The 25,754-nt window shown below is 37.1% G+C and carries 30 protein-coding genes and 1 pseudogene; 22 read left to right on the forward strand and 9 right to left on the reverse strand.

Annotated elements, in window-relative coordinates; translation table 11 throughout:
• Nucleotides 1-76: 76 nt before the first annotated feature.
• Complete coding sequence (locus PQ474_RS00910) at nt 77-973, reverse strand: COX15/CtaA family protein (RefSeq protein WP_273839690.1); 897 nt, start codon at nt 971-973, stop codon at nt 77-79.
• A gap of 297 nt (nt 974-1,270) precedes the next feature.
• Between PQ474_RS00910 and cyoE the strand changes: the two genes are divergently transcribed.
• From cyoE to PQ474_RS00945, 7 genes are all read left to right on the forward strand, one after another.
• Entirely contained in the window at nt 1,271-2,215 is a 945-nt protein-coding gene (gene cyoE / locus PQ474_RS00915) for a heme o synthase (RefSeq protein WP_273839691.1), read from the forward strand.
• Between the two features lie 77 nt (nt 2,216-2,292).
• Nucleotides 2,293-3,318 carry a cytochrome c oxidase subunit II gene (gene coxB, locus PQ474_RS00920; protein ID WP_273839692.1) on the forward strand — a complete coding sequence of 342 codons (1,026 nt, stop codon included), beginning with the start codon at nt 2,293-2,295 and terminating at the stop codon, nt 3,316-3,318.
• 29 nt (nt 3,319-3,347) lie between these two features.
• Nucleotides 3,348-5,216, forward strand: coding sequence for a cytochrome c oxidase subunit I (ctaD, locus tag PQ474_RS00925; protein ID WP_273839694.1), 1,869 nt, complete (start codon nt 3,348-3,350; stop codon nt 5,214-5,216).
• Between the two features lie 3 nt (nt 5,217-5,219).
• Nucleotides 5,220-5,840 (forward strand): cytochrome c oxidase subunit 3, encoded by a 621-nt coding sequence (locus tag PQ474_RS00930; protein ID WP_273839696.1) that lies wholly within the window; start codon nt 5,220-5,222, stop codon nt 5,838-5,840.
• Nucleotide 5,841: 1 nt separating this feature from the next.
• Nucleotides 5,842-6,186, forward strand: coding sequence for a cytochrome C oxidase subunit IV family protein (locus tag PQ474_RS00935; protein ID WP_273839699.1), 345 nt, complete (start codon nt 5,842-5,844; stop codon nt 6,184-6,186).
• A 203-nt stretch (nt 6,187-6,389) separates the two neighbouring features.
• A complete protein-coding gene (locus tag PQ474_RS00940; RefSeq protein WP_273839700.1) occupies nt 6,390-6,944 on the forward strand; it encodes a DUF420 domain-containing protein in 555 nt (184 codons plus the stop codon).
• 244 nt (nt 6,945-7,188) lie between these two features.
• Nucleotides 7,189-7,926, forward strand: a complete 738-nt coding sequence (locus PQ474_RS00945; protein WP_273839702.1) for a FixH family protein — start codon at nt 7,189-7,191, stop codon at nt 7,924-7,926.
• Nucleotides 7,927-7,973: 47 nt separating this feature from the next.
• Here the strand turns inward: PQ474_RS00945 and ytvI are convergent, their stop codons facing one another.
• Complete coding sequence (gene ytvI / locus PQ474_RS00950) at nt 7,974-9,032, reverse strand: sporulation integral membrane protein YtvI (RefSeq protein WP_273839703.1); 1,059 nt, start codon at nt 9,030-9,032, stop codon at nt 7,974-7,976.
• 170 nt (nt 9,033-9,202) lie between these two features.
• On the opposite strand from ytvI, the gene PQ474_RS00955 reads away from it, so the two are divergent.
• Nucleotides 9,203-9,646, forward strand: coding sequence for a TcaA NTF2-like domain-containing protein (locus PQ474_RS00955; protein ID WP_273839705.1), 444 nt, complete (start codon nt 9,203-9,205; stop codon nt 9,644-9,646).
• A gap of 39 nt (nt 9,647-9,685) precedes the next feature.
• Here the strand turns inward: PQ474_RS00955 and PQ474_RS00960 are convergent, their stop codons facing one another.
• Nucleotides 9,686-10,036: a YugN family protein gene (locus PQ474_RS00960; protein ID WP_273839707.1), complete on the reverse strand. Its 351-nt coding sequence runs from the start codon at nt 10,034-10,036 to the stop codon at nt 9,686-9,688.
• A gap of 366 nt (nt 10,037-10,402) precedes the next feature.
• On the opposite strand from PQ474_RS00960, the gene PQ474_RS00965 reads away from it, so the two are divergent.
• Nucleotides 10,403-11,485, forward strand: coding sequence for a CAP domain-containing protein (locus PQ474_RS00965; RefSeq protein ID WP_273839709.1), 1,083 nt, complete (start codon nt 10,403-10,405; stop codon nt 11,483-11,485).
• Nucleotides 11,486-11,528: 43 nt separating this feature from the next.
• Here the strand turns inward: PQ474_RS00965 and PQ474_RS00970 are convergent, their stop codons facing one another.
• Nucleotides 11,529-12,026, reverse strand: coding sequence for a PaaI family thioesterase (locus PQ474_RS00970; protein ID WP_273839711.1), 498 nt, complete (start codon nt 12,024-12,026; stop codon nt 11,529-11,531).
• Between the two features lie 146 nt (nt 12,027-12,172).
• Between PQ474_RS00970 and PQ474_RS00975 the strand changes: the two genes are divergently transcribed.
• The 3 genes from PQ474_RS00975 to PQ474_RS00985 all read left to right on the forward strand — a co-directional run bounded on the left by PQ474_RS00975 (nt 12,173) and on the right by PQ474_RS00985 (nt 13,551).
• On the forward strand, nt 12,173-12,616 hold the full coding sequence (locus tag PQ474_RS00975) for a YlbD family protein (protein WP_273839713.1): 444 nt from the start codon (nt 12,173-12,175) through the stop codon (nt 12,614-12,616).
• Nucleotides 12,617-12,634: 18 nt separating this feature from the next.
• Nucleotides 12,635-12,895, forward strand: coding sequence for a YlbE-like family protein (locus PQ474_RS00980; RefSeq protein WP_273839715.1), 261 nt, complete (start codon nt 12,635-12,637; stop codon nt 12,893-12,895).
• A gap of 221 nt (nt 12,896-13,116) precedes the next feature.
• Nucleotides 13,117-13,551, forward strand: a complete 435-nt coding sequence (locus tag PQ474_RS00985) for a hypothetical protein (RefSeq protein WP_273839716.1) — start codon at nt 13,117-13,119, stop codon at nt 13,549-13,551.
• Here the strand turns inward: PQ474_RS00985 and PQ474_RS00990 are convergent.
• A complete protein-coding gene (locus PQ474_RS00990; RefSeq protein ID WP_273839718.1) occupies nt 13,535-14,314 on the reverse strand; it encodes an ATP-grasp domain-containing protein in 780 nt (259 codons plus the stop codon). The genes PQ474_RS00985 and PQ474_RS00990 overlap by 17 nt on opposite strands.
• Before the next feature lie 148 nt (nt 14,315-14,462).
• Here PQ474_RS00990 and uvsE point away from each other — a divergent pair.
• Together uvsE and PQ474_RS01000 are read left to right on the forward strand one after the other, a co-directional pair.
• Nucleotides 14,463-15,439: pseudogene (gene uvsE / locus PQ474_RS00995) on the forward strand (UV DNA damage repair endonuclease UvsE).
• Between the two features lie 54 nt (nt 15,440-15,493).
• Complete coding sequence (locus tag PQ474_RS01000; protein WP_273839719.1) at nt 15,494-15,934, forward strand: YlbF/YmcA family competence regulator; 441 nt, start codon at nt 15,494-15,496, stop codon at nt 15,932-15,934.
• Between the two features lie 69 nt (nt 15,935-16,003).
• Here the strand turns inward: PQ474_RS01000 and PQ474_RS01005 are convergent, their stop codons facing one another.
• Nucleotides 16,004-16,321, reverse strand: coding sequence for a hypothetical protein (locus PQ474_RS01005; RefSeq protein ID WP_273839720.1), 318 nt, complete (start codon nt 16,319-16,321; stop codon nt 16,004-16,006).
• Between the two features lie 125 nt (nt 16,322-16,446).
• On the opposite strand from PQ474_RS01005, the gene PQ474_RS01010 reads away from it, so the two are divergent.
• Nucleotides 16,447-16,725, forward strand: coding sequence for a YlbG family protein (locus PQ474_RS01010; RefSeq protein ID WP_273839722.1), 279 nt, complete (start codon nt 16,447-16,449; stop codon nt 16,723-16,725).
• A 170-nt stretch (nt 16,726-16,895) separates the two neighbouring features.
• Nucleotides 16,896-18,134 (forward strand): MFS transporter, encoded by a 1,239-nt coding sequence (locus PQ474_RS01015; protein WP_273839724.1) that lies wholly within the window; start codon nt 16,896-16,898, stop codon nt 18,132-18,134.
• A 130-nt stretch (nt 18,135-18,264) separates the two neighbouring features.
• Here PQ474_RS01015 and PQ474_RS01020 read toward each other — a convergent pair whose 3' ends face one another.
• Nucleotides 18,265-18,654: a DUF7147 family protein gene (locus tag PQ474_RS01020; RefSeq protein WP_273839726.1), complete on the reverse strand. Its 390-nt coding sequence runs from the start codon at nt 18,652-18,654 to the stop codon at nt 18,265-18,267.
• Nucleotides 18,655-19,038: 384 nt separating this feature from the next.
• Between PQ474_RS01020 and rsmD the strand changes: the two genes are divergently transcribed.
• Complete coding sequence (gene rsmD, locus PQ474_RS01025; RefSeq protein WP_273839728.1) at nt 19,039-19,590, forward strand: 16S rRNA (guanine(966)-N(2))-methyltransferase RsmD; 552 nt, start codon at nt 19,039-19,041, stop codon at nt 19,588-19,590.
• 18 nt (nt 19,591-19,608) lie between these two features.
• Complete coding sequence (gene coaD / locus PQ474_RS01030) at nt 19,609-20,094, forward strand: pantetheine-phosphate adenylyltransferase (RefSeq protein WP_273839730.1); 486 nt, start codon at nt 19,609-19,611, stop codon at nt 20,092-20,094.
• A gap of 114 nt (nt 20,095-20,208) precedes the next feature.
• Here coaD and ylbJ read toward each other — a convergent pair whose 3' ends face one another.
• A complete protein-coding gene (gene ylbJ, locus PQ474_RS01035; RefSeq protein WP_273839733.1) occupies nt 20,209-21,435 on the reverse strand; it encodes a sporulation integral membrane protein YlbJ in 1,227 nt (408 codons plus the stop codon).
• Between the two features lie 123 nt (nt 21,436-21,558).
• Between ylbJ and PQ474_RS01040 the strand changes: the two genes are divergently transcribed.
• Nucleotides 21,559-22,365: a patatin-like phospholipase family protein gene (locus tag PQ474_RS01040; RefSeq protein WP_273839734.1), complete on the forward strand. Its 807-nt coding sequence runs from the start codon at nt 21,559-21,561 to the stop codon at nt 22,363-22,365.
• Nucleotides 22,349-23,386 (forward strand): SepM family pheromone-processing serine protease, encoded by a 1,038-nt coding sequence (locus PQ474_RS01045; protein WP_273839736.1) that lies wholly within the window; start codon nt 22,349-22,351, stop codon nt 23,384-23,386. Before PQ474_RS01040 ends, PQ474_RS01045 begins: the two co-directional genes overlap by 17 nt.
• Nucleotides 23,387-23,457: 71 nt before the next feature.
• On the opposite strand, the gene PQ474_RS01050 is transcribed toward PQ474_RS01045, so the two are convergent.
• The gene (locus tag PQ474_RS01050; protein WP_273839738.1) at nt 23,458-24,669 is read right to left on the reverse strand and encodes a nucleotidyltransferase; all 1,212 of its coding nucleotides are present in this window, start codon (nt 24,667-24,669) and stop codon (nt 23,458-23,460) included.
• Between the two features lie 198 nt (nt 24,670-24,867).
• On the opposite strand from PQ474_RS01050, the gene PQ474_RS01055 reads away from it, so the two are divergent.
• Together PQ474_RS01055 and rpmF are read left to right on the forward strand one after the other, a co-directional pair.
• Entirely contained in the window at nt 24,868-25,383 is a 516-nt protein-coding gene (locus tag PQ474_RS01055) for a YceD family protein (RefSeq protein ID WP_273839741.1), read from the forward strand.
• 95 nt (nt 25,384-25,478) lie between these two features.
• Nucleotides 25,479-25,652 carry a 50S ribosomal protein L32 gene (gene rpmF / locus PQ474_RS01060; RefSeq protein ID WP_227935712.1) on the forward strand — a complete coding sequence of 58 codons (174 nt, stop codon included), beginning with the start codon at nt 25,479-25,481 and terminating at the stop codon, nt 25,650-25,652.
• Nucleotides 25,653-25,754: the final 102 nt, after the last annotated feature.

Below are 25,754 nucleotides of genomic sequence, written 5' to 3' on the forward strand. Positions count from 1 at the left end.
ATTTTTTGTATAATTAATAAAAAATAGGACATAAATGAAAAAATGACAGCAGAGGCTGTCTTTTTTTCTGTATGTGCTATTGTGGTTTGCGAAGCAAAATCATGGCCATATAACTTAAATTAGAAAATAATACTGAAATTATTAGTGCGTGTAGTAGACCAACCGAGAGAAGTTCATTTTGCGTGAACACAACGGAAATCCCACTAATCATTTGCAAGATAATTAAACAAAAGGCTACTACGCTTGTCCAAACAAGGATCATTTCTTTCTTGAAACGAGCGATTGTCCAAATCATTAATACAAGTAAAACAAGGACTAAAACGATCCCTGCAAGTCGATGAAGAAATTGAACGCCAACAGGTCCCGAAAAGCCAGGGAATAAAACACCGTTACATGTAGGAAAGCCAGCACAAGCCAAAGTTGCTTTCATGTGTTTCACATAAGCGCCAGTATAGATGACTACATAGCAGTATGTGATGGTAAAAAAGAAATAGGCTTTATAGGCCGTAGAAACCCTAGCAGTGATTTTTTGTACCCTGCCATCCTCAAAAGCTAAAATGGTTAATAAAACAACAGCAGCTAAAGACATAGCTGATATACCAAAATGCAAGGCTAAGATCGCTTTAGATTGTCCAAAAACAACAGCACCTGCTCCAAGTAAACCCTGAAAAATAATCAAAATAACTGCAGCTGTCGCCATAAATCGGACTTCTTTCACGTGTTTTAACTGCTTCCATGACCAGATAGCCAGAATGATAATCATCGCTCCGACTAAGCCAGAGACGATTCGATGACTGTATTCAATAATCGTTTCAATAGCTGGATTCGTAGGAATGACTTCACCAAAGCATAATGGCCAAGTTGCACCGCAACCTTCTCCAGATCCAGTCTTTGTCACGAGTGCACCTTGTAAGAGAACGATTAGAACTCCAATGGAGGTCAGAATGCCGTAGATTTTTAATCTTTTATGCATTCAATTCACCTTTCCTTCTATAAAGTTGTGTAGATTTATGCTAGAGTTAGCAAAGGAATCTAAAAACCTTTCCTATTGATCTTAAAAAGAACCAGGATAAAAGTCAATTTAACTCACAAGAATATTTTATGGACATGTATAAATGTGAAGATAATGTGAAACTCAGGATTTTAATGAAACTAACTAGATTTTAAGATATAATGTGATTTGTAGCACAGTAGGTGAGAAACAACCATCTAATTATTTTTTTGTAAATGTGCTCGTATTGGTTGACTCTATAAAGGAGGTGAAGAATGGATGAATAAGACTAATACAGCGTTTGAAGCAGCAGAGGTCATTACTAGTCCTGATTCATCAGTTGCTGCTAGTCAGCAAAAATCATGGAAAGACTATCTTGTGCTTGCTAAGCAGGGGATTGTTACGTCTAATTTAATTACTACATTTGCCGGTATTTACTTAGCGGCTGTTTATACAAGTACAGGAATCGGTTCACACTTGTGGACAATGATGTTTGCTTTAATTGGAGCCGCGCTTGTCATGGCAGGTGGATGTACATTAAATAACTATATTGATCGAGATATTGACCATATAATGGAGAGAACAAAGGATCGTCCAACAGTGACAGGTCGCTTTTCTGCTAATCATGTCTTGTTAGTAGGTTTATTGCAAGCCGCAGTTGGAATTGGTTTTCTTGCACTTACGACTGCCACTGCAGCTGTAATTGGATTAGTTGGGTTATTTATATACGTAGTGCTTTATACCATGTGGACAAAGCGTACTACGACTTTAAATACGATAGTAGGTAGTTTCTCTGGAGCCGTTCCGCCTTTAATTGGTTGGGCAGCAATTGATGGAGGGTTACACACATATGCATGGGTTTTATTCTTTATTATGTTCTTTTGGCAGCCTCCACATTTCCTTGCATTAGCAATGAAGCGTGTGGAAGAATATCGTGCTGCTGGAATTCCAATGTTGCCAGTTGTGGCAGGTTTTGAAATGACAAAACGCCAAATGGTCGTTTATGTAATTGCCTTATTACCTGTTTCACTCATGTTGTATCCTTTTGGATTAGTTTATACAATAGTAGCTGCAATTTTAGGTTTAGGTTGGGTTGTTCTTGGTTTTGCAGGTTTTAAAATGAAGGACGATATTAAATGGGCAAGACTAATGTTTGTCTATTCGCTCAACTATTTAACTATTTTATTTGTTCTTATGGTTATTGTTCATATTAAACTCTTTTAATCCGATATGAATAATAATTGTAGATATATTTATTAGTAGTATAATACTACGTTATGAAAGTGAGGTTGGATTGTCAGATGAAACTTTGGAAAACTGCATGGCGTTTTCTACCTCTTTCCCTGTTAGCTTTAGTGCTTACAGCCTGTGGAGAGACGAACTTAACTGCCCTTGATCCAAAGGGACCACAATCACAATGGTTATTTGACAACATGTTATTATCGTTGTACATCATGGCCTTCGTGACAATTGTCGTATTTGCAATCTTTTTCATTATTCTTGCAAAGTACCGTCGCGCTCCTGGAGACGATACAATTCCTAAGCAAGTACACGGAAATACGGCACTTGAAATTACTTGGACTGTTATCCCAATTATCTTGTTAACTATTTTAGCTGTTCCAACGATTACTGGACAATTTATGTTAGCTGATACAGAACCGGACCCTGAGGTCGGTGAAGATACAGTCTATATCAAAGTTACAGGTCACCAATTCTGGTGGCAGTTTGACTATGAAAATGAAGGATTTACTGCTGGTCAAGAAGTTTATATGCCAGTTGGAGAAAAGGTCATTTTCGAATTACATGCACAAGATGTGCAACATTCATTCTGGGTACCAGCACTTGGTGGTAAAGTGGATACAATTCCAGGAATCACCAATCACCTTTGGCTAGAAGCTGATGAGCCAGGAGTCTTTAAAGGGAAGTGTGCGGAACTATGCGGTCCTGCTCATGCTTTAATGGACTTTAAACTAATTGCACTTGAGCGTGATGAGTATGATGCTTGGGTAGCTGGTATGCAAGCAGAAGTAGAAGAACCTACTGAAACATTAGCTCAACAAGGCCGTGCCGTATTTGAAGCTAATGGTTGTATCGGATGTCACGCAATTGGTGGTATGGGTACAGCAGCTGGTCCTGCATTATCTGATTATGCAAACCGTGAAGTAGTTGCAGGTTATTTAGAAAATACGGATGAGAATTTAGAAGCTTGGATTCGTGATCCTGAGTCACTTAAACAAGGAAATAACATGCCGGCATTTCCACAAATCAGTAATGAGGATATGGAAGCGCTTATTGCTTATTTACGTTCTTTAGACGTACAGAATTAATTTAATTGACTAAAAAGGAGGTAAACCCTTTGGCTGCACAAAAACAGGAAAAAAGCGTTATTTGGGATTGGTTAACAACGGTTGACCATAAAAAGCTTGGAATCATGTATTTGATTGCAGGGACGCTTTTCTTTGTAAAAGCTGGTGTGATGGCGCTATTCATGCGTATCCAGCTCATGTATCCAGAGATGAATTTCATAAGTGGTCAAACATTTAACGAATTCATTACGATGCATGGTACGATTATGCTATTCTTAGCTGCCACACCGTTATTATTTGCATTTATGAACTATGTCATACCATTGCAAATTGGAGCCCGAGATGTTGCATTTCCATTTGTAAATGCACTTGGTTTCTGGATTTTCTTTGCTGGTGGTCTGTTATTAAGTATGAGTTGGTTCTTTGGTGGAGGCCCTGATGCAGGGTGGACAGCTTATGTTCCGTTATCGAGCCGTGATTACGCAGGAGTTGGACTAGACTTTTATGTACTAGGTTTACAGGTTTCTGGTATCGGTACATTGATTTCTGCTATTAACTTCCTTGTTACAATTGTTAATATGCGTGCACCTGGTATGACAATGATGCGTTTACCATTATTTGTGTGGACATCATTCATTTCTTCAACACTAATTTTATTTGCTTTTACACCACTTGCTGCAGGACTTGCTCTTCTTATGTTAGATCGGATATTTGGAGCTCAGTTCTTCATTCCAAGCATGGGTGGTAATACAGTTTTATGGCAACATATTTTCTGGATCTTCGGACACCCTGAAGTTTATATTCTAGTTCTACCTGCTTTTGGTATCATTTCTGAGGTTATTCCTGCATTCTCAAGAAAGCGTCTTTTTGGTTATACAGCAATGGTATTTGCAACAATGATTATCGCTTTCTTAGGTTTCATGGTATGGGCTCACCATATGTTCACAGTAGGTATGGGACCAGTAGCTAACTCCATTTTCGCTATTGCGACAATGACAATTGCTGTTCCGACAGGGATTAAAATCTTTAACTGGCTCTTTACGATGTGGGGCGGTAAGATTACATTCAATACATCAATGTTGTTTGCATCTTCATTTGTACCGACATTTGTACTTGGTGGGGTAACAGGGGTCATGCTTGCAATGGCACCAGTTGACTATCTGTACCATGATACGTACTTTGTAGTAGCCCATTTCCACTATATTATTGTTGGTGGTATTGTATTGGCGCTATTTGCAGGTCTATTCTATTGGTATCCGAAAATGTTTGGACATATGTTGAATGAAACGCTTGGAAAACTCTTTTTCTGGATCTTTTATATCGGTTTCCATTTAACTTTCTTTGTTCAACATTTATTAGGTTTAATGGGTATGCCTCGTCGTGTTTACACGTATCTTGGCGATCAAGGTTTAGATGCTTTTAACCTTATTAGTACAATCGGAACATTTTTCATGTCGGCGGGTGTCATCTTGCTAGTAATTAATGTCATCTATTCTGCGTTTAAAGGTGAGCGTGTGACGGTTGCAGATCCTTGGGATGCTCGTACACTTGAGTGGGCAGTTCCTACACCAGTACCAGAGTATAACTTTGCTCAAACACCACAAGTTCGTTCATTAGATCCATTATTCTATGAAAAAATTCATGGTGATGGTACGATGAAGCCAGCTGAACCGATTGCACCTATTCATATGCCAAATGGTTCAATTTTGCCATTAATCATGTCTGTAGGACTTTTCTTTGCTGGATTTGGTTTCATTATGATGAACATGGAAAATCCTATTATTAATCCTTGGATTGTAGCTATCGGTGGCTTAGCTATTACATTTGGTTCTATGTTTGTTCGTTCAATTAAAGAAGACCATGGATATTATGTACCAGTGGAGCAAGTAAAAGCTGAGCTTAAGAAAGGAGGGAACTAAGAAATGGCGGGTCATGTAGATACTTCAAAAGGGCTACCTTCTCATCCTGAGAGAGCCACATTAGAAGGAAAAAACAAGTTTCTCGGTTTCTGGTTCTTCCTTGGCGGTGAAACCATTTTATTTGCAACCTTCTTCGGTACTTATTTAGGACTTCGTAATGGGATTGCAGATGGACCTAGTTCCCAGGAAATGTTTCATCTACCATTAGTTTTCATTATGACGATGTTACTTCTAACCAGTAGTTTAACGAGTGTCTTAGCAATGTTTGCTATGAAAAAGAACAATTTCCGTTCTTTTAAGATCTGGATGTGGATTACGGTATTACTAGGACTTGGATTCTTAGGATTTGAGGTATATGAATTCTATGAGTATGTTCACCAAGGTTTTGGTTTTACAACAAGTGCATTCTCTTCTTCATTCTTCTCACTTGTTGGCTTACATGGTGCCCACGTTGCATTTGGTTTAAGCTGGATTACTGTTTTACTTATTCGTTACAATAAGAGTGGTATTACATTAACAAATGCTCCTAAGTTCTATGTTGCTGGTTTATACTGGCACTTCATTGACGTAGTGTGGGTATTTATCTTCACAGTCGTTTATCTTATGGGAGTAGGAGGTCATTAATATGGCAGATAACTTAAGTCAACCATTCGATAAAAGTGCTATGACAGAGGAAGAGAAACGTCAGGTTAGTAAAGAAATTCGTAAGCAAATTGTTGTTTTTGCTTTAATGATTTTCTTAACAATCATTTCGTTCTTAGCAGTGGGCGCGGATATTATTCCAAGATCATTTGCGATTCCTTTTATCTTACTTTTAGCAGTGATTCAATTTGCGCTTCAATTGATCTTTTTCATGCATTTGAAAGATAAGGATCATGGATGGGCAACAGCGTTTATGATTTCAGGGATTTTTATTACTGTCCCAACAATTGCAGCTTTAATGTTATTAATCGGTGTTGTGAAGTACTAAGGTCATAATTGGAAACAGCTCTCATCATAAGATGGGAGCTGTTTTTTTTTTGTGCGTGCAATTAAGAAGGGCTATGAAAAAACGGAAATACCTTTTTAATCTCTTTTATTGTTCATAAGTTTGTAAGAGCTCGTTTGCTTTTTTTGTCTAGTGTTGTTGTATAATATAATTGGTTTGATCAATAACTTAAAGGAGTGAAGGTCTTGAATCAAAATCAAGATGTTTTGCAACAGTCACATAGAAAACGTAACTATAAACCGGCCATCATTATTATTACAATTGTTATAAATGGATTGGTGGCTCTTTTAGCTGGTTTACCTGGAGTTGATAATTTTACGGCTTTTGATGTAAAAATCCTTCCAATGTTAAATGCAATCTTTAATTCTTTTACCTTTTTATTTTTAGTTGGTGCATTAATTGCTATTATGAAGAAGAATGTAACCATTCATAAACGTTTTATTTATGCAGCTTTTATAACAACTACTTTATTTCTTGTTACGTATGTTGGTCATCACTTTTTATCAGAATCGACTCCCTATGGTGGGACAGGACTTATAGCAGCGATTTATTACTTTATCCTGATTACCCATATTATTTTAGCAGCAATTATCGTACCACTTGCTTTAACATCAGTAGCGCGTGCTTGGAATATGGAAAATGAACGTCACCGTAAAATTGCACGTTGGACTATGCCTATCTGGTTATATGTAAGTTTAACGGGGGTTATTGTTTACTTAATGATCTCACCATATTATTAAGAGATATGGAAAATTGAAAGGCTAAATTCTGTAGAATTTAGCTTTTTTTGAAAAATTGATTGTTTTATTAGGCTTTGGACGAACTAAAAAGGTAAATAGATGAATCTAGCTTGGTAATTTTTTGACTGTGAACATGGTTTTAACTATTAACCAATTTTTTTCTTTTCTTTTGATAAGAAGATTACAATAGGGATTGTATTTTAGCGTTTTAGAATAGTAAAGAACTTATGATGAGGTGAAAGAAATGAAAAAATTATGGCCTGTCGCTTTATTTGTGTTGCTAATAGGGCTAGTTGCTTGTGGGGAAGAAGAACCAAGTAGAGCAGGAACAGAAGAAATCGTTGATGAGCTAACGCCTATTGATGTTGAACTAATGGTACCTGAAACGGCTGAAGTAGATGAAGTCGTATTGTTTACTAGTACGGTTACGCAAGGTGATGATGTAGTGGAGGATGCTAATGAGGTTGTATATGAAATTTGGATGGAAGGTCAAAGAGAGCAAAGTGAACTCATAGACGCTGATCAACAAGAAGGCCATATCTACTCACTTAAATACACGTTTACTGAAGTTGGTGTGTACCATGTACAAACACATGTGACAGCTCGTGGGCTACATCGTATGCCTACTTCTCAAATACAAGTTGGTGGTGCAAAAGAGAATATCGATAGTCATGAAGAAGTGCATGAGAATGAACATCAACATCAACATCAACATTCAGATGTGATGATTGAAGAGAGAGTAGAGGATGATAAGCTTGTTATTTTTGTTGAAGTAGAGGGTTCCCCCTATAAAGGAGCAAAAGTAACAATTGAAATGTCTTCCACTGAAGATGAAGAGGTTATGTGGATAGATTTAGTGGAAGCAGATGGGGGAGAATATGAACTGTTAAACATAGATGGCTATTCTGGGGCATATTTTGCTATTGTTCATATTGAAGATGATCATATTCATGAGCACGTCGATATTGAATTAAATTTTTAAAAGTGTAATAACAAAGGTATTTAAAAAACGCTCCTAGGAGCGTTTTTTTAAATTTTAAAGTTTAATTTAATAATACCGGCTTCTTTCGCAGAAGTGAATGCTATAACAATTAGAGGTCCAATGATAAAGCCCATAACGCCAAATAACATTAACCCTAGATACATAGCAATTAAAGTGGCTAATGGTGATAAACCAATTTGTTGCCCCATCACCTTTGGTTCTACAGTTCGGCGAATAATTAAGAGCACAGCTGCTAGTATAAGGAGTTGAGTGCCTGTATTTACGTTACCGGCTATTAATTGAAAAATAGCCCATGGTGCTAATATCGCTATTGAACCGATTAATGGAATAAAATCAATGACCCAAATAATAAACGCCATTAATAAAGCAACCTCGGGGACAATTAGGAGTAAACCAATTAAAGAAACAATGAATATGATTATACTCACTAAAAATTGGGCTTTAAAAAAACCCCAAATGACAAAACTCAATCTCGAAGTCATAAAGTTTACTTTCTCTTTTGTTCGATCAGAAAAATAGGAAAAAGTTTTACGTTTTAAAGATGGTAGCTCAAGTAAAAATAAAAATAGAGCAATAAGATACACGATAAAAGTAACCAAATATCCTGGTATACTCGTAATAATTGAAGCAACATCATTTATTAAATTTCGTTCGGCTATCGTTGTTCTAATAGTCGAGAGAGTTTGTGAAACATGGATATTAATTTCTTGGACAAGTTCTGGAGGTAGGGTTTCATATTCTTCTTCCCAGTTACGTTGAAAATTCCACCAAGCACGATTAATATCGTTTATATATTGTGGAAAGTTCTCGACGATTTGTGTCCCTTGAGTAATGACCTGTGTTGTAATGAAATAGCCTGTTAAACCGATGAAAAAAATAAACAATGTAAAGACAATCATAACGGCTATGTTTCTTTTTATTTTCGCGCGTTTATGTAAAGCATTGACAGCGGGTGTCAAAATAAGTGCTGTTACGAATGCGGCAATAAGTGGGATGGAAATTGGTAAGATAAAATAACCTACAATAATAATCGCAATTAAGGTAAGCAAAATAATAAATGTCTTTTTCTTCATAAATGCTGCCAATTTGAGACTCCTCTCTCATAAAAAGAAATGCTACTATCTATTATAGTACGAACCTGGCAAGATTAACAGGCAAAGAACTTAAACTCCATTAGACGTTCACACATAATATGCTTCACTATGGTATAATCATTTTTAGTTTGATTTAATTACTAAATACAAGGAGCTTTTTTATGAAACGTTTAAGCCTTATCTTTTTCATACTGTTGCTTTCGGCTTGTGGTGCTGATACTGATCAATTCGTCTTAATAGAAGGACAAGAAGCAAAAGAAATAGAGTCTTTTTTACATTCCTATAAAGAAACAATGATCGATGCTGTCAATTCCGGTGACTTTAATGAATTGGAAACGTATCTGATTACAAATAATAGTTTTTATCATTCATTAAGGCGCTATGTTAATGATATGCATAGTGATCATACAACGAAAGAACTAGATGCTTTTATTGTAGAGAAGGTCTTTGTAGATGAACTAGGTGAATACCATGCAGACGTAAATGAGAACGTTACAATGTTTGAGTTTGGTCAAAAAAAGAAAATTGAAAGATCAGTACGATTTGAAGTTGTACGAGGTGGTGACGATTCATTAAGAGTTGTCACCATAAGAGATAGAAAATAAGACAACGAGGATTAAGTCCTTGTTGTCTTATTTTTTGTTTTATTTTGATTCTAGTGTTGTTTTAAGAAGTTCAAGTTTTTTATTACATTTGTTAACGATAGATTCAGGGAATGTTTCTCCTTCATATTCAACACCATGAGGATAGTAGTGTTTCCCAAGCATAGGAGTCATTAACTTAACGATCGTATCGTCCTTAGGAATATCACCTTTAATCGCATATGCTGGTAAACGAAGGTAATAAATATCACCTTGGTTTACAATTTTGTAGTCAAACGTTACACGCGAGTAGTCCCATTGACCAGCATGAATAAAACCAATCGATTCTGCTGCGTAACGAAGTGTTTCAAATTTAATTTCTTTATCCGCAAGTTCAATATGTTCAAATTTCACTTTGAATCTGCCTCCAATTCATAAATATGTACTCTACTTATGATAGTATGAAAAGCTTACAGTTGCAATCTATAATCGTGAATGTTTTATGGATTTCCTGTTAGGTGGGCTCAGAAATGAAGCCTTTTCACTTTGCAATCACCTGGATGAATGGACGTACCCATTTAGGGGTAATACAGGAAAGAGAGTTAACTATCTCTCCATATCTAAAGAAAACGGAATACGGTTCATCTTCAACTACGGATCATATAATATCGATGTTCGACAGCTTTGTTGTTTCAGCGACAGAACCTTACATAGTTAGTGAAAGGATTTTATATGGTGCAGTACGAACCTTTTTAATAGGGACAAGAGAGAGGGGTATGTATGAAAAAAAGTCATTTGTTCTTAGGAAGTTTGATTATTATGTTAGCTTTCGTAACTTTTGAGAAATTGTATGAACAACAAATTCACCATTGGTTTCAACAACCGATTGAAACCGAACAATCGGAGGATGAAATTGAATCAGTTGAGGAGGTTGCCGTAATTGTAAATGAAATAAAGGAGCAGCAGTCGCCTATTTTAGCGAAGCATGAGCAGTTTCTTGGTTTATCTGCTAACGAAATAAAAAACGAATTTGGTGAACCAACACGTATCGATTTATCAGCTTATGGTTATGACTGGTGGATTTACTCTCTATCAAAAGATTCATATATGCAAATTGGCATGGAAGATGAAGAAGTAGTCACTGTCTTTCTGACTGGTGTTATTCGAGAAGGTACCTTTTCATTAGGACAATCTTATGAAGAAATTAACGAAGAATTAGACTTTCAAAATTATGTCGATGTGCGTACAAGTGATGGAGGGGTTTATCAATTCGAATTAACTAGTGATGATGTGAAAATGAGACCATTAGCAAAGGTTGATGGCAATTGGATTCAATTTTATTTTGATACGTATACGAACGAATTATCTAGCATTAGAATGACCAAAGATGATGTATTGGTAAGGCAAAGACCGTATTCAGTTTCTTATATTGGAGCGGCTCCCGAACGCCCCAGTTTTTCAGCAGAAGAATGGGCCAAAATAGAAGCTGGTAATGCAAGACAAATTTTTGATTATACCAATGTGATTCGGTCGCGTCATAATTTAGAGGCCTTTATATGGGAGGGAGAGGTTGCAGAAATTGCTTATCAACATAGTAAGGATATGAGCGAAAATAATTACTTCTCACATACGTCACCAACATACGGTGAAGTGTTGGATCGCTTTAAAAAAGGAGATGTCCCATTTAGATTAGCTGGTGAGAATATTGCGGCAAAATATATAGATGGTATCGCTTCAGTTGAGGGGTGGCTTAACAGTGAGGGGCATAGAGTGAATTTATTGCATGAAGAGTTTACCCATTTAGGAGTAGGGGTTTTTCAAGAGCATTACACACAAAACTTCATGACCCCATGGCAACTATAAATAAAAAAAAGACTTCAATCAGATGATGAGATTGAGTCTTTTTTTATTTTTTTGGTTTCGTGATGATAAAGAATGTAGCCGTTGCTATTGCGACTAATTTTCCGTTTTGGTCATAGACTTTTCCCTCAGTCACACAAAGTTGTTTTCCTTTATGTGTAAGAGAAGCAACACAGCGTAAGTGCTTTCCTAGACCTGGTTTTAAGTAATGGACATTCATCTCTGCTGTTAAAGCGGTTGAATCCGCGGGAAGGGATTGATTTACTAAGGAACCCATGGTTGTATCTAGTAGTGTAGCGGTCATCCCTCCGTGTACCATTTTGAGCGGATTCTCAATGAGTGGTTGGACGGGAAGGACAATTTCATATTCTCCACTATCGAGCATTCTTGTTTCGATATGGGTCATAGCATCAAGATATGTTTTGTAATCTCCTCTTCTTTTCTTTGTAAATCCATCAACAATTATGTCAAGTAGTGTTCGTTCTTCTTCACTTGACTCCTCTAGAAATGTATTAAGCTTATGTAGTAATTGCTTTTCCTCCATTTGTTTTCATAAATTCCTTTCTTCATTTGATTAGCTTCTTACATATTGTAGCAGTTAAATAACTAGTTAAGCTAATAAAAATAGAGAACGTTGGACTGGGCATCTGTGTAGTATAAAGAAAGAAGATAAAAGGAGGATGAAGTAAAATGAGCGGACGGCATGAATTGCATCCTTCGGTTCAGCAATTCAAACATTTTATGAAGGAGCACCCATTGCTTTTAAAAGAAGTAAAGGAAGAAAGAAAGACCTTACAAGGACTCTATGAAGAATGGTCTGTCTTAGGTGGTGATAATGAGCAATGGCTTCCATATAAAAGGGTTCAGACTAACGGAGCTACCGATGATGAAGCAACACAAAACCATTCAAGTGAAGAAAGGGCTAATGAGGAAACGACACAAAATACATCAGACACACTTAGTCAAATAATGGGTCTAGTTAAACGGATGAATGTTCAAGACTTACAAAATCATGTAGCACAATTTAGTTCGGTTTTAGCCAATGTGCAAAATGTGATTCAATCCTTTCAAAAACCCAATAATCCACCTAATCAGAGTCCACAAGATCACCCGTTTTCATTTAGACGTGATTAAGGATTGGAGTGAGAAGTAATGAGAGCCGATATACAACAATTATTGTTTGAACGACCAGAGTTGCGCCAATACATTCGTCAACATCCGAATTGGTATCGTAAATTAAGTAGAGATCCTAGTCAAGTCCCATTATTAGAAAAAGAGGCGAATCAATTTTATGGAAGAACGCTCCCTCAGAGAGTAGAGAAAGTACAGAATTCTCTTGGTTTAGTCATGATGATGATGGAAATGTTAAAAATGGGGCAGGCGTCTGTCACAGGAGCCCAAGGGCCAAGTTAATTAGGCAATTGAAACATTACCTTTTTAGTAGTTTGAACCATGAGCGTATCAAATGCGCAATGTACACAGCTACTGTTACTAAATCGAGGTACTGAGAAAGGTCATTTCACCTTTTTCAGTGACCTTAGGTAATGGTGGTCTTTGTTAGTTGTTTTTGGTCGAATAAACAGATTGGATTGAGGGATGATAGACATAGATAAGGAAAATAAAGGAGGTAAACGATGAAATTTTTAATCACATTAGGTAGTTTTCTTATTCTACTGGGATCAACTATATATGTACAAGCTTCAGAACCGCCGCTGTTACAAGATCTCACGATTATTCCTTTACAAAGCACAGGTGTGGTTCAAGTAAATACATCACAAAAAACAAATGAATTAGTAGTAGATCACAAAGTTAGTGGTGGTAATGTGTATGTGGAGTGTTTCGTCAATGATTTTCATTTTAATGAAAATAAAGTCGGGTCGCTTCATCAAGAGAACGAAGGACATATCCGACTTTATATTAATGATGAGCATATAGAAACTTTGTATCAACCTGCTTTTATCGTTCAAGACCTTCCAAAAGGAAACTATGAAATAAAAGTAATGATCGTAAAAAATGATAGGTCACCATATGAGATGGAGGAAACCTTTACGGTCATGATAAGTGAATAGACATTTTTAAATAGTCATATATTTTTTGTTCAACAGAGATTCCGAGTTGTTGGAAACCTTGATTGCCAAATAGTGTATTAAATTCAAGAAAGTAAAATTTACCACCAGCAGAGATAACATCGAAACCGGCATGATCAATTCCGAGGTTTCTTGCTGTCGTTCTAACAAGTTCAATCGCATCTTCTGGGATGTCGTCAAAAGAAATACGGGCCCCTTGTGCGACATTATTTCTAAAGGTATTGCGTTCATTTATCCGCCAATAGGCCGCAATGACCTCGTCACCAACAAAGCAAACACGTAAATCACGATCAATAGGTAAGTATTCTTGTACGTAGAAGTAAGGATTATTCTCAGCGTACTCATTGAACTGTTTATGGTCCTCAATGAGAAATACACCTTTGCCCATTGAATTCCGGATTTCCTTTGCAACAAAAGGAAAAGGAAAGTCAGCAAAGATTCGATTAATATTGTCGTGATTGCGTCCTAATATTACCGTTTTTGGGACATGCTCAGGACAAACACTCCAGAGACCACGAGTAACCTCAATTTTATTAAATCCCATTTGAATTGATTGAATGCTAGGGAAAATCTTCTTTTTCATTCCATAAACTAGAGCATTCACTTGCCAGTTCTCAGGAAATAGACAAACATCAGCTTCTTCAATCTTTCTTTTTTCTTCATCTTCAAACATGCGTTCTGGTTTTACATACTTAATTCCAGGCATTCCGATTGTGCGGAATGGGTTAAAGGTAACAATGTTCATTTATATTTTACACCTTCTTCTTTCGATACATTTTACGTTTTAATAGTTTGTAGCCGGTATAAAACGATACTCGTAGCTTCGATTAACAACTCTCCGTAACCAAAATAGAGTCGTGTGAATTATAGTCAATGTTTAGGGGGAAGTCAATATGGATAAAACGTTATCAATTCGATTAGGTTATGTAGCGATGAGTGTCATCCTCTCAAATGCATCTCCATCACAAACGATGACGGTGAAACAGTATGAACAAATCACGATAAGGAAGCAGGTCTTAGACGGTTAGAACGCATATCAACATCAAATTTACAAAACTGTCTAAGATTATTAAAACACAATAAAGCGCACGATATTCGTTTTTTTCGGTTTTCATCTAGACTTATTCCACTCGCTAATCATCCTTTAACTGAAGGGTGGAAGTTTGAACGGATTCTATCTCCCTTGTTAAAGGAGATAGGTGACTTTGTGCGTAACGAACAGATGAGAGTGGACTTTCACCCAGATCATTTTGTTGTGTTAAATAGTAAATCAAAAGACATCCTCCAGCAATCTTTAAGAACATTGGTTTTGCACTATAAATTATTGAAAGAAATGGGTATTCATCCTGTGCATCGCTGTGTCCTGCATGTAGGAGGGAAGAAGCAAGGTAGAGAAGAAGGATTAGAACAATTCGTTGCCAATTTCTCAATGATACCAGTCTCAATACAGAAAATGATTATGCTAGAAAACGATGACGTTAATTACCCTATTGAAGATGTTCTATATTTGGGAGAAAAGCTAAATATTCCTGTGGTATTTGACCTACATCACTATGATGTTCATCACGAATCAACAGACCTTGAATCGTTATGGAAAAGAGTGGTGAATACATGGAAGGATAGTCCTTTGCCTGTGAAAATTCATATTTCAAGTCCGAAAGAGGGAAAAGAAGATCGTAGGCATCATGATTATATTGATGCAGAGCGATTTCGTGAATTTTTAACGTTCATATTGGGTTCAGTAGAAGAATTGGATGTGATGATTGAAGCGAAACAAAAGGATGCAGCACTATTAAAACTAATGGAAGATTTGCAAAAGGTGAAAGGAATAGAAGTGAAGTCACCAACTTCCATAAAGTTAAGCAGTTGAGTATTACCTTAATTGAAGGAGACGTGTTATACTGTTTTTTAGGAGGTGAGAGTGATGCTCGCAACCATATCAACTTTTGAGTTAATCGATCATGCAAGTGACCTAGGTCAAGCAGTTATTCAATCTGAGACTTATCTTGCCTATTTAGAGGCAAAGAAGGAACTACAAGCAGATACAGTTGCTCAAGGGCGGATTCGAAAATTCAACCAAATGAAAGACCAATATGAAGAAGTACAAAGGTTTGGAAAATATCATCCAGACTACGATAGAGTCTCCTCTGACATTCGAAAAATAAAACGTGAGGTTGACTTAACGGTTACTGTAGCCACCTTTAAAAAGGCAGAAAGAGAGCTAGAATCACTTTTAATTGAAATTTGTGAAGTGATTGCAAGGTCTGTTTCTGACGCGATTAAAGTGCCAACAGGTAATCCGTTCTTTGATAATATGTCATGTAGTGGTGGATGTAGTTCAGGTGGCGGCTGCGGTTGCAGTTAGACAAGAGGTGGTTCAAAAGGATTTATTATCCCTTTTGAGCCACCTTTTTTCAACAGAAAGCGTCATGATTTAGTTTTTTAATCGAATACAGTTCGAACAGCCATTTCCACAACAAAATAACTTTTCTTGTGGTACTTTAAAACGAATGCGGTAAACAAATGTCTGAGATTTCATACGGACAAACGTAATATCACATGTGAGTTGTTTCCCTTTCATCGCTTGTGAGGCAGCTTGAATGAGAAGGTCATTAAGTTGTTGCTGCTGTAAATTTAGCGCTGTAATGTATAAAAAGGGAATACCAGTAAATGTCTTTTTAGAAATCGTGTTAACTTGATGTTCTACTTTGAGTAATGTAATAAATTTTTCCCAGATCAATTCAAGATCCATAAACACCATCCTCAGGTATTGCTTCTTTTATTATAAAGGATAGAAGGTGGAAAGCGAACGTTCTATTGATGGAAAAGTCAGAACATGCTAGACTGAAATAAGATTAACGTTAAAGGAGACAAAATATGTTAGGTGCAAAGCGTCAAGGTATCGCTGTTTGGCTCACGTCTTTAAAATTTGCTAGGCAATTACGCAGGTTTGGTAATGTACATTATGTTTCAAAAAAAATGAAATATGTTGTTTTTTACTGCGACCAAGATAAAGTAGATGAGACGATTGAAAAATTAAAAGCATTCTCTTTTGTTCGTGATGTAAAGCCTTCGATGCGTCCTTTTATTGCAACAGAGTTTCAAAATGCGAAGCCGGACAAAGCTAAAGAATATGATTATAAAATGGGAATATAAACCCGAATAAAGGACAAGTAGACGTCCCTTATTCGGTTTTTTTTATAAATAGGAGAAAAACGTATGATTTGGTAGAAAATAGGCTTTTAATGTGTGTAAAGAGATGATAATCAACGTTGATTATTTCGTCAGGCGAAATATATAATAGGAGGACTAAAGGAAGTGGTAGGATGATTGGCTGGAAGCGTAATTTATGGATTTTAGTTGTAAGTCAATTTCTTGTTATAAGTGCAATGACAATGATTATTCCATTTTTGCCATTATATCTACAAGAATTAGGTGTTAAAAATCCAGAAACATTAAGCATTTGGGCTGGAGTTATATTTGGAGCTAACTTTTTAACAGCCTTCCTATTTTCGCCATTTTGGGGGCGAATGGGGGATAAATATGGACGAAAGATGATGATTTTACGTTCAGGCTTTGGGATGGCTTTAGTTATTAGCTTAACTGCTTTTGCAATAGGTCCGATCTCCCTTTTGCTTCTGAGGTTATTAAATGGAATGGTATCTGGTTTTATTCCGGCCTCCATAGGACTTGTCTCGACGAATACACCAAAAGATAGAGTGGGTTATGCGTTAGGATTGTTGCAGTCTGGTTCTGTTTCAGGTGCTATTTGTGGCCCTTTAATCGGGGGAGTATTAGCACAAAACTATGGTTACAGTATGGTCTTTATTATAACAGGTATGTGTATTTTTATTGCTACGTTCGTTGTATTGTTCTTTGTAAAAGAACAATTCACTCAGGTTAAAGAAAAAGAGAAAACGAGTACACTGGATGATTTTAAAACTGTAACCGCAAAAAAGCCAGTTATGTCTTTGTTTGTAGTTATTTTTCTCATTCAATTTGCTGTTATGGGAGTCAACCCTCTATTATCATTATTTGTAGAAGAATTAACGTCACCTGCTACTGTTGCTTTTTACGCTGGTGTGGCTTTATCTGTGATGGGCTTTGCCAATATGCTTACGTCACCATTACTTGGAAAATTAAGTGACAAAAAAGGAGCTCAACATGTGTTGACCTACTCTATGATCGGAGTAGCCATATTCTCTATTCCGCAGGCTTTTGTAACTGACATATGGCAGTTAATCATATTGCGTTTCTTAATAGGTTTATGCTTAGGTGGACTGCTACCAGCAGTTAATACTCTTATTCGAATGCACGCTCCGTCAGGAATGGAAAGTCGTACATATGGATTTTCAAATAGTGCCATGTATTTAGGAACTATGATCGGACCGATACTAGGTGGATTGGTTGTTTCAAGCGTAGGTGTAAGAGGTCTGTTTTTTGTATGTGCTCTCGTATTATTCTTAAATGTGGTTCTTGTAAAAGTTAAAGTTTTACCTGCTGCTAATTTGGTTTTTAAAGCCGAAAAGGTGAGGCGAAAAAACGAAAAGGTCGTTCCTCAATAAGGGGAGTGACCTTTTTGTATTATTAAAGAATTTGTTAGTTAACTCAGGGATGTGCAATGGCTTCGCGCGCTGCGCTCATTACTGAGAGGAAATACAAAAAGGTAAAAAGCGGCCTTTTTGTATTTCCTCTCTATTGTAGGGGGGGGAGATAGCGGTTCATTCTTAGAACACCAATGAGATATTGGTAGTAAAGTTCTTTTTCTTCAAATGCAGTGGATGATTTTACTTCTAGTCTGTGAATGGGTTTGGCAAGTTCTTCAGATAACTGCTCGAACAAACGATAGCGTTCAGATGGTTTATTAGTTGGAAGATGGATTCCTTCTAAGCACAGATATAGAGGCATCATCTTTCCTGGTTCAGCAGGACGCAAAATAACAGCAAGAGATGTTTTTTCCGCATTATCTATTTTTGTATCTAGCCTTAAAAGCATGTGAATACGCGTTTGATTGGATCTTGCAATCTCGAGTAACTCATATAAGTCGTTGTAGCCTTCGCCTAGTAATACAAATCGTTGAATCATATAATAACCTACTTTCATATCGCATTCGATTGAAATGTAGCATGAAAACTTTTAATTGTCGAGCAAAAAAAATCCTCGCAAGGAATCCCTTGCGAGGTGCCCATACACATACTTTGTATGTAATGAGGCTATGGGAGAGGAGAAACCGGAGGAAGAACTTATGGGGAAACGTAAGCCTTCTCCGCGGTTGTAGCAACACCTTAAGAGTGCTACTAATTGAAGTATGACCTTTTTAAATTTATTCCATACGTAAATTAGAAAACTTTTTACTTGATCAACATAAAGGTGGAAACCTATGAATGATGAATGATTTTGATAAAATGCTTTTTTTTTTGATTTTTGGTAGGATATAGAGGTACTAGACAGAAGAGGATGGGTGGATGAATGAGAGTCATATCAGGTGATAAAAGAGGATTACCCTTAAAAGCTGTTCCAGGGTCTTCAACTAGACCGACAACTGATAAAGTAAAGGAATCAATCTTTAATATGATAGGTCCGTATTTCGATGGAGGAATCGCTTTAGATCTATATGCTGGTAGTGGGGGTTTGGGAATAGAAGCAATTAGTCGTGGAGTACAGAAAGCAATATTTGTTGATCAAAATCGGAAGGCGATTGAAACAATTAAACAAAATTTAAGTCACTGCAGTTTCGAAGAGAAGGCTGAAGTATATCGAAATGATGCAACTAGAGCCTTGAAAGCTTTAATCAAGCGGGAAATTTCGTTTTCGTATGTATTTCTTGATCCTCCATATGCTGAGCAAAATATCAGCAATGAGATCAGTATCATCCTTGACTATCATTTGCTCGATGAAAAAGGTAAGATTATTTGTGAACATGCATCATCTGTCGTTTTGCCAGAAGAGATTGGTTTAGGAAAGAAACAACGTTCTGAAACCTATGGTGATACAACGATTTCAATCTATACATATAAATAAAATGAAAGGGGTGGCATGATGGCAAGTATAGCTGTTTGCCCAGGTAGTTTTGATCCGGTAACTTTAGGACATCTAGATATAATCACAAGGGGAGCTTCTGTGTTTGATAAGGTCATAGTGGCCGTTTTACATAATCGTAATAAGCAACCTATGTTTTCGATAGAAGAACGAGTTTCACTACTTCAAGAAGCTACAAAGGATCTTCCGAATGTAGAAATTGATTCCTTTAACGGGCTACTAATTGACTACATGAAGGAAAAGAAAGCGAACACCATTATTAGAGGACTTAGAGCCGTTTCAGATTTTGAATATGAGATGCAGGCGGCATCTATTAACAAGAAGCTAGGACCAGAGATTGAGACGTTTTTTATGATGACAAACAATCATTACTCGTATTTAAGCTCAAGTATCGTTAAAGAAGTGGCTAAATATGATGCCGATGTTTCAGATATCGTTCCAGATGTTGTTGCAAAAGCATTGAAGCAGAAATTTAATCATGCGTAAGATGAAAGAATAAACATTCCAATTTGGTTTGAAACGAAGAATGTGAAAGGTTTATTCTTCCGTCCAAAAGGGCTGACACATAGGTCAACATGATCTTGCGTCAGCTCTTTAACTTTAAAGACTTCTTGCTAAGGCTCTTCGTGTAGAAATACCTATGAATATCATTAGCATAAGCAAGGTAAACAAGGATCCATATTCAACGACTGCATTCCATGTTGAATTAAACCAAGTATCTGATGTATTTCTTAAAAAGACGGGAACTGTAGCCCCTTCATTATCTACTGATTGTTGGTTAAGATAAAACGGTTGCCAAAATAGATAAACAAGTAAAGCAGAAATGCAACCATGTATTAAGCGAGCAATGAAAAATGGCTTAAAACGAATATCCGTTTCAGCTAACAAACTGGCAACTTGCCCTTGAATAGAGAAACCACTAAATGCGAGAATAAAGCTTGCTACAACTACTTGTTCGAATAAATCGACCGTACTTGTTTCGCTAGCCATTTGAGCGCCAAGAGTCATTTCGAACAAACCTGAGATGAGAGAAGCGTTTAGCTCACTTGGTAAGTGGAAGAAGGTTAGAACTACAGAGAAGACAGTCGATAAGACAGCAACAATGCCAACTAGGCTTAATATTTTATTTAAAACGGAAAATAAAATAATAAATCCACCAATCATTAATAAAGTGCGAACGGATGATTGGACAGCATCACCTAATAATTGCCCAATGGGCCGTCCATCCTTGATCCGTTCTTTATGAAGTAGTTTAAAGGCCGCAACAATACCAGTTATTTTTGCTTTTTCAGGTGGACTAGATGCTTCTTCTTCTCTACCATGAAATCTCATAATTAACCCAACGAATATATTTCCTAAGTAATGGGCTAGTGCTAGGACAATCCCTAGGGAGGCGTTGTGAAAGAAACCAACTGCAATAGCCCCAAAAATAAAGAGCGGATTGGAAGAACTGGTGAAAGAGACGAGTCTCTCTGCTTCTATTCGACTTACTTTATTTTCTTGACGTAACCGAGCGGTAATTTTAGCACCAGCGGGATTGCCCGAAGCAAGCCCCATTGCCCAAACGAACCCTCCCACTCCTGGCACTCTAAATAAAGGACGCATGAGTGGTTCAAGAAGTGCACCAATAAAGGTAACTACTCCAAAACCTATTAATAACTCTGACACAATGAAAAAGGGAAGCAACGAAGGGAAGACAACATCCCACCAAATTTGTAACCCTCGGATAGAGCCTTCTAGAGCTTCTTGAGGAAAAGCCATTAGCGAGGCAGCTAATAATATACTCATGAGAGCCAGCATGAGAGTTTTAGTTATAGATAATGACATGGTAAAGCGGCCTCCTTTTATGTAAACATCATGGAACCTGTCCATAATATAACTATACGTATACAAGCTCGTAATAGACCATATCTTTAAAGTGGGAAGGAAAAAATGTGAGGAGAGGGTAATATGGGGAGTACTCGTCCGAAAATTGGGTTAGCACTTGGATCAGGAGGGGCTCGTGGTTTTGCCCATATTGGGGTTCTTAAGGCATTAGAAAAAGAGGCCATCCCTATTGACTATATTGCAGGTAGTAGTATGGGTGCTCTTGTTGGAAGTTTATATGGGGTTGGGCAGAGCCCAGCTAATCTGGAAAGATTCGCTACGTTATTTCGAAGAAAATATTTTATTGATTTTATTGTACCTAAGCTAGGTTTCATTGCTGGTCAAAAAGCGAAGGAAGTCATAAGACTACTAGCTAAAGGGAAAAAGCTAGAAGAGCTGAATCCTCCGGTAGCGATTGTTGCCACTGATATTAAGAATGGCGAACGAGTGGTTCTAACAGAAGGTGACGTGGCTACTGCAGTCAGAGCAAGTATAGCGATACCAGGAATATTCGTGCCGGAGAAAGTAGGGGATCGATTATTAGTGGATGGGGGAGTTATTGATCGGGTTCCAGTGTCAGTAGTGAAGGAAATGGGAGCAGATGTTACAATAGCTGTAGATGTTTCTTATTTTCGGACAGAACCTGAACTACATACAATTTATGATGTAATCATGCAAAGCATGGACATTATGGCAAGAGAGATGATTCGAGTTCAAGAATTCGATAGTTCTGTCATGATTCGTCCGATTCTAAAACATTCTAGCTCGCTTGACTTTACAGAAGTAGATAGTCTAATAAGGCGTGGCGAAGAAGCGACTATGGAAAAATTAGACGAGATAAAAAGCTGTATTGCTAATTGGAAGGAGAACAAAAATGACATCGAGGATTAAGAAAAGATGGATTTTCCTGATTATTGCCTTTCTTTTTCTACATTTTTATCAATTACCCTTTTATTATTCACAACCAGGTGGTGCTAAAGTGTTAAATAGTGTCATTGATGTAGAGGGTGGGTTTAAAGAAGAAGCTGGTTCCTTTATGCTAACTACTGTACAAATGGGAAAGGCCAATTTATTTTTTTATGTATGGGCACACTTAAGTCCATATCGAATGCTTTATCCAGAGGAGCAAATTCGTTATGAAGGGGAAACGGATGAAGACTATCAGCATCGTCAGTTAATGGCGATGACGGGTTCACAAGAAGTCGCTTCTATTGTGGCTTATGAAAAAGCTGGAAAATTCATTGATTTTGATTACAAAGGTGTACTCGTTACTTCCATTATAGAAGGAATGCCAGCTTCTACGGTTTTACAAAGAGGTGACCATGTTGTTGGAGTTGATGGGCAGGAGGTTACCAGGGCTGAACAATTAATTAATTTGTTACAAGGGATGGAAGAAACGGATACGGTTGAACTATCCGTTATGAGAGAAGGAAATCTCGAATTAGTCGAAATTGGTTTCTCTGCTTTTCCAGAGGAAATGAATGCACCAGATGGGAGAGTGGGGATTGGTATTTCAGCTCCTGTGACGGATAGGGATGTTACCTTTGATCCTGCGGTAGCCATTGATACGAGTCAAATTGGTGGACCTTCTGCCGGTTTAATGTTCTCTTTGGAGATCTACAATCAGCTCACAGAACAAGATATTACAAAGGGGTATCAAATTGCTGGTACAGGTACGATAAATGAAGAAGGGAAAGTAGGTAGGATCGGCGGTGCAAAACAGAAAATTGTGGCAGCAGATAAAGCTGGAGCTGACTACTTCTTTGCTCCAAATGAAGAAGGGGCAAGCGACTCAAATTATCAAGAAGCACTTCTTGCAGCAGAAGATATTGGTACATCAATGAAGGTCATTCCGATTGATTATTTTGATGAAGCATTGTCATTCCTAGAATCATTGCCTAAAAAAGGATAGATAAAAAAGGCTGTCACAAAGGTCGTAATACGATTGTGACAGTCTTTTTAATAAAGCGTTAACAGAAATTTTTATGTGACCATAATGGGGGGCCTGCTATATTCTTGCTTCATCTCAGCTAGTTGCTGTTCTTTTTTTAGTGGACTGAGATATACGTTTGTTATACGTTCCTCAATCTTTGCTTGAATTCCATTCGCCTTTGCTAATTTTGTAATTAAAGGTATTTGTCGGTGTTGCTTCGTTTTATTAATAAAGGTTTGTCCATTTTTGGTCATACCTAACAGCCGAATATAAGAAGGTTTTGTAGCAGTAGCTTCTTCCATTTCTACTTTCGATGTGTTTGTTAAAAGATGAGTGGCAAGGCGTTGAAGACGAGTCCAAGTGTAACGTTTGGTTTTTAATAGTTGCATCCACTCGGAAAAAGAAGCTGCTGTTTGTATTTTTTCTTTTACTCGATATTCAAGTCCTTCTTCACATTCGTATAGTACTCTCAATTGTTCGACTGGAGTAGAGAGAATTTTATACTGTAACAAATTGAAATAGTCATCCCAAGTATGTAGAATTGAGTACGTTTTTTTATACGTTGTGAGGAGTTGGTATGTTTCTTTAGGGACGACATGCCTGATTTGTATCGAATCGTTATCACTCAAAGTTTTACGAATGCTAGTTGCACTGGCAATCGGATTTGTTGTTATGGTTGGGTCATGGTAATGAGCTTGTCGACGCAAGGTTGTTGTTGCTTGAATGGGAGCTTTTTGATCGTCAATGGCTTTCACGTAATGAAATCCAAGAATATTATTTGGTTCAGTTAGTGGAAGTGTTTCTTCTTGCAAATTTAGTTGATTGAATGCTTCAGATGTAGATTTTGGATAACTGTAGCCAAGCTTCATATAACGTTTAACTAAATGATCAAACTCACTTTTTTGACTAGACATAAAGGAAACTAAATGGTTAAAAGCTTGGATATTCCCTGATTCACTGCCGAAGTTTAGGAAATCAACTCCGAGCTCAGCCAAAATAGCAATTGCTCCATGCGCAAACGTTTCGGCTTTTTGGGTAGAATATATATATGGGAGTTCCACTACAAGATCAATACCGTTAAGGAGAGCCATTTGGGTTCGTACCCATTTAGAAACAATGGCTGGTTCACCACGCTGTAAAAACGAAGTACTCATAACAGCAATAACAACATCTGCATTTGTCATTTTTTTTGCTTCATTAATTTGGTAAAGATGCCCATTGTGAAATGGGTTATATTCAACAACAATCCCTACTGCTTTCAATTGATTCACCTTCTTTTTATATTTAGCCTAAATGTGTTGGTTCGCTTTACTCTTCTTTTCTGTCATGCTACAATAAACGTCATGCTTTAAACAAGTATTAGCTATACAAAGTATAGTCAATCTGGTGTAAAGAAAAAAGGTTGACATTCAAAAGCTGTAGAGCTATACTTAATTTTGTTGTCTTAGAGGTGATCTAAAATGAAATGGTCATTACAGCAATTATCGATTGCCAAGCGTAAACCATTTACATTTGAAGAAACAATTGATTTGTCTAGCTTAATAAAGTTGAATTCAGAAATTAGATCGGTGTCTCCAATTAAAATAAAAGGAGAAGTCGTTTATCGCGGCTCCTTACTTACATTTGATCTAGAAGTTACAGGGGAGTTAATTCTTCCATGCTCACGATCACTTGCAGATGTTAAGTTTCCTATTGATATTCATGAAACTGTTCTTTTTCATCCAGAGGGTGAGTATGTGACAGCTAGTGTTGATCAAGATGACATTCATTTTTTTGAGGGAGAAACGATTGATTTAATTCCTGCTATTTCGGAATTGATTTTATTAGAAATTCCAATTCAAGTTTTTGCGGAAGAGGATGTAGAAGGTCCTGCACCCAAATCCGGTAAAGACTGGGAACTTTTTAAGCATGATGAGCCCAAAAAACGGGTTGATCCTAGATTAGCCGATTTAGCGAAGTTTTTTGAAAAGGAATAGGAAAGTCGAAGCACCGGCAAAACGTTCGGGCCTTCATTTCATATAACCAACTAAATAAAGGTTGGAACGATTAGATTTTTAAGGAGGTGGGAATGATGGCAGTACCTTTTAGAAGAACATCTAAAACTCGCAAAAATAAGCGTCGTACTCACTACAAATTAGCAGTACCTGGTATGGTTAAATGTCCTGAGTGTGGAGAATTGAAACTAAGTCACCGTATTTGTAAAGAGTGTGGCTCTTACAAAGGCCAAGACGTAGTTAGCAAGTAATTGGATAAGATTAGTGAGACGAAGAGATTACTCTTCGTCTTTTTTTGATTGGAATATTTATGAGATAAGCCGTTTAAACAACAGGCAAGAATTCTTTAGGTT

Origin of the sequence: Halalkalibacter alkalisediminis (genome assembly GCF_028610705.1) — a bacterium.
GTDB lineage: Bacteria > Bacillota > Bacilli > Bacillales > Bacillaceae_D > Halalkalibacter > Halalkalibacter alkalisediminis.

What these genes read in the sequence shown, in the direction of transcription:
- PQ474_RS00910 (WP_273839690.1), bottom strand. Translation starts at nt 973, where the DNA reads ATGCATAAAAGATTAAAAATCTACGGCATTCTGACCTCCATTGGAGTT.
- cyoE (WP_273839691.1), top strand. Translation starts at nt 1,271, where the DNA reads ATGAATAAGACTAATACAGCGTTTGAAGCAGCAGAGGTCATTACTAGT.
- coxB (WP_273839692.1), top strand. Translation starts at nt 2,293, where the DNA reads ATGAAACTTTGGAAAACTGCATGGCGTTTTCTACCTCTTTCCCTGTTA.
- PQ474_RS00930 (WP_273839696.1), top strand. Translation starts at nt 5,220, where the DNA reads ATGGCGGGTCATGTAGATACTTCAAAAGGGCTACCTTCTCATCCTGAG.
- PQ474_RS00935 (WP_273839699.1), top strand. Translation starts at nt 5,842, where the DNA reads ATGGCAGATAACTTAAGTCAACCATTCGATAAAAGTGCTATGACAGAG.
- PQ474_RS00945 (WP_273839702.1), top strand. Translation starts at nt 7,189, where the DNA reads ATGAAAAAATTATGGCCTGTCGCTTTATTTGTGTTGCTAATAGGGCTA.
- PQ474_RS00955 (WP_273839705.1), top strand. Translation starts at nt 9,203, where the DNA reads ATGAAACGTTTAAGCCTTATCTTTTTCATACTGTTGCTTTCGGCTTGT.
- PQ474_RS00965 (WP_273839709.1), top strand. Translation starts at nt 10,403, where the DNA reads ATGAAAAAAAGTCATTTGTTCTTAGGAAGTTTGATTATTATGTTAGCT.
- PQ474_RS00970 (WP_273839711.1), bottom strand. Translation starts at nt 12,026, where the DNA reads ATGGAGGAAAAGCAATTACTACATAAGCTTAATACATTTCTAGAGGAG.
- PQ474_RS00975 (WP_273839713.1), top strand. Translation starts at nt 12,173, where the DNA reads ATGAGCGGACGGCATGAATTGCATCCTTCGGTTCAGCAATTCAAACAT.
- PQ474_RS00980 (WP_273839715.1), top strand. Translation starts at nt 12,635, where the DNA reads ATGAGAGCCGATATACAACAATTATTGTTTGAACGACCAGAGTTGCGC.
- PQ474_RS00985 (WP_273839716.1), top strand. Translation starts at nt 13,117, where the DNA reads ATGAAATTTTTAATCACATTAGGTAGTTTTCTTATTCTACTGGGATCA.
- PQ474_RS00990 (WP_273839718.1), bottom strand. Translation starts at nt 14,314, where the DNA reads ATGAACATTGTTACCTTTAACCCATTCCGCACAATCGGAATGCCTGGA.
- PQ474_RS01000 (WP_273839719.1), top strand. Translation starts at nt 15,494, where the DNA reads ATGCTCGCAACCATATCAACTTTTGAGTTAATCGATCATGCAAGTGAC.
- PQ474_RS01005 (WP_273839720.1), bottom strand. Translation starts at nt 16,321, where the DNA reads ATGGATCTTGAATTGATCTGGGAAAAATTTATTACATTACTCAAAGTA.
- PQ474_RS01010 (WP_273839722.1), top strand. Translation starts at nt 16,447, where the DNA reads ATGTTAGGTGCAAAGCGTCAAGGTATCGCTGTTTGGCTCACGTCTTTA.
- PQ474_RS01015 (WP_273839724.1), top strand. Translation starts at nt 16,896, where the DNA reads ATGATTGGCTGGAAGCGTAATTTATGGATTTTAGTTGTAAGTCAATTT.
- PQ474_RS01020 (WP_273839726.1), bottom strand. Translation starts at nt 18,654, where the DNA reads ATGATTCAACGATTTGTATTACTAGGCGAAGGCTACAACGACTTATAT.
- rsmD (WP_273839728.1), top strand. Translation starts at nt 19,039, where the DNA reads ATGAGAGTCATATCAGGTGATAAAAGAGGATTACCCTTAAAAGCTGTT.
- coaD (WP_273839730.1), top strand. Translation starts at nt 19,609, where the DNA reads ATGGCAAGTATAGCTGTTTGCCCAGGTAGTTTTGATCCGGTAACTTTA.
- ylbJ (WP_273839733.1), bottom strand. Translation starts at nt 21,435, where the DNA reads ATGTCATTATCTATAACTAAAACTCTCATGCTGGCTCTCATGAGTATA.
- PQ474_RS01040 (WP_273839734.1), top strand. Translation starts at nt 21,559, where the DNA reads ATGGGGAGTACTCGTCCGAAAATTGGGTTAGCACTTGGATCAGGAGGG.
- PQ474_RS01045 (WP_273839736.1), top strand. Translation starts at nt 22,349, where the DNA reads ATGACATCGAGGATTAAGAAAAGATGGATTTTCCTGATTATTGCCTTT.
- PQ474_RS01055 (WP_273839741.1), top strand. Translation starts at nt 24,868, where the DNA reads ATGAAATGGTCATTACAGCAATTATCGATTGCCAAGCGTAAACCATTT.
- rpmF (WP_227935712.1), top strand. Translation starts at nt 25,479, where the DNA reads ATGGCAGTACCTTTTAGAAGAACATCTAAAACTCGCAAAAATAAGCGT.